The organism is Phenylobacterium sp. (assembly GCF_004299445.1).
Taxonomy (GTDB): domain Bacteria; phylum Pseudomonadota; class Alphaproteobacteria; order Caulobacterales; family Caulobacteraceae; genus Phenylobacterium.
This window is the reverse complement of record NZ_SCTC01000034.1, coordinates 1-1,684: the sequence shown is the minus strand read 5'-3', so window position 1 is coordinate 1,684 and position 1,684 is coordinate 1. Positions and strand designations below refer to the sequence as shown.

At 67.4% G+C, this 1,684-nt stretch carries 3 protein-coding genes; all 3 read right to left on the bottom strand.

Annotated elements, in window-relative coordinates:
• Nucleotides 1-182: hypothetical protein (locus EPN98_RS08080; protein WP_293362169.1), on the bottom strand; the 182-nt coding region annotated here is incomplete at its 3' end.
• 117 nt (nt 183-299) lie between these two features.
• Entirely contained in the window at nt 300-698 is a 399-nt protein-coding gene (locus EPN98_RS08075; RefSeq protein ID WP_293362168.1) for a YbgC/FadM family acyl-CoA thioesterase, read from the bottom strand.
• 53 nt (nt 699-751) lie between these two features.
• Nucleotides 752-1,684 (bottom strand): TIGR02710 family CRISPR-associated CARF protein (locus EPN98_RS08070; protein ID WP_293362167.1); only part of this gene is annotated, 933 nt, incomplete at its 5' end.

Genomic DNA, 1,684 nt, shown 5'->3' with positions numbered 1-1,684 from the left:
GCGTTGTGCAGCAGCGCCCGGATGAACATCGAGATCACGTTCCCCACCGACAGACTCCCGCCCGGCGGCACCGCGATCTTCCCCTCCTTGACCATCTTCTCCAGCCACTTCTTCTGGTCCTGGCTGATCTGGAACTTGACCTCGACCAGCTCCTCCTTGCCGCCGAATACATCCTGACCCATAGACGGTCTCCTTTATTTCTTTTTGTCGTCGGGTTCCTTGAACAACAGAACGAGCAGCACGATGAAGCCGATGGAGACGGCCAGGATGGCGAACCAGGTGCCGAGGTTTTGCATGGATCAGTCCGCTCCCATCGCCTTCGCGAGCCGCTCGCGCAGGGCCTTCGGCAGCTTGGTCAGCTTGCCCTGCAGGTCCACCGTCGCCAGCCGGGCTCCACCCTCCACCACCAGCCGCCCGCTCGTCTTCTCGCGAATCTCGTGCGCGAACGTGAAGCTCGCCGCGCGCATCTCCGTGAGCCGGGTGGCGATGCTCAGCGTCTCGCCGTACCGGGCCGGCGAGCGGTAGAAGACCTCGGCGCGCACCACCGCGAAGAGCGTGCCCGCGTCCATGAAGGCCTTGACCGAGAGCCCCTGCTGCTCCAGCCAGTGCGTGCGCCCCTGCTCGAAGTAGCGGAGGTAGTTCCCGTAGTACACCACGTTCCCGCAGTCCGTGTCCTGATAGTAGATGCGGACGTCCATCGTATGGGGGTGCGCATGGGAGTGCGTCTGGGAGTGCCGCGTCTGCGCCATGGTCAGAGCTCGAGGGTTGGGAACCGGGGGAGCGCGGCGTCGGTGACGCCGGTGATCTTCACGATCAGCGCGTAGAGCTGGTGGTACCGTTCGGCGGTGACCGTCTCGAAGCCGTGTCCGAGCGGGGAGCGATGCGCGGCGTCCAGCAGGGGCTTCATCTGCGGCCACTGGGCCTGGAAGGTCTGCCCCATGGGGTCGCCGAGCGCGGCCAGCGCGCGGAACTGCGCCACGAGCGGCAGCTTGTATTTCCCGTCCACGTCGTCCAGAAAGCAGGTCTTGCAGGTCTCCCGCAGCGCGGCCGGCAGCTGGTCGGGCTGGACGTCGTTCGTCTTGATCTTATGTTGCTTGAACAGCTGCACCTGCGCGAAGGCCTCCAGCGCCCGCAGGGCCGTGGCCATCGCCGCGTCGAAGGCGCGGTCCTGTTCGGCGCGGCGCTTCGCATTGGCCAGCAGGTCGGGCGCGACCGCCGCCTTCACGTCGGCCGGGTCCAGCACCAGCTTTTCCAGAAAGCCCGAGTTCTCCTTGAGGCGCGGGATCAGTGCCTTCACGCCGGCGGGGCCGCCGAACACGGAGGCCATGTCGAGGGCCTTCGTCGCGGTCTTGAGCGAGTCCCAGGCGGGCTTGTACTGGAAGCGGTCCCAGCAGCCGTAGGCGTCGGCGAGGTCGGCGAAGGCGTGGTAGAGGGGCTTCTGTCCGCCGCTCACGCGCGCTTCGGTCTGCCGGAATCCGGTTGCCGCGGCGGCGAACGAACCGCGGTTGAACTGCTCGGCGGCCAGCCGGCGCGCGCCGACGGCGGCTTCGGTCCAGGGGTTGTCCTGCTGCCAGGAGTGCGCCTGGCCGTTGATGATGACGAGCTCGCCCACGGGCGCGTCGCCCGCGACGAGGGCGGGCTTCAGCGTGAGGAACTGGGAGGAGTGGGTCAGCGTCGCGAGGCC